Source organism: Oleiphilus sp. HI0128 (assembly GCF_001635365.1).
Genome location: NZ_LWGG01000481.1, coordinates 1 through 227, shown reverse-complemented (window position 1 = coordinate 227; position 227 = coordinate 1). Strand labels below are relative to the sequence as shown.

Genomic DNA, 227 nt, shown 5'->3' with positions numbered 1-227 from the left:
AGCGATATTGGTGCTTCAGGTGCATATTACATTGCTGCGGCTGCGGATAAGATTTACGCTGATAAGGCAAGTTTGGTTGGTTCTATCGGTGTAGTGGCTTCAGGTTTTGGTTTTGTTGATACGATGAAGAAGCTTGGCGTCGAAAGACGTTTATATACAGCGGGAGCTCATAAGGGCTTTCTAGATCCTTTTAGCGATGAAAAGGGTGATGAGGTTGAGTTTTGGGA

Annotated in this window: 1 protein-coding gene; it reads left to right on the top strand. The window is 44.5% G+C overall.

Features of this window, described 5'->3' with window-relative positions; translation table 11 throughout:
- The coding region (locus tag A3763_RS05875; protein ID WP_197482797.1) for a S49 family peptidase at positions 1-227 on the top strand (227 nt) is incomplete at both ends.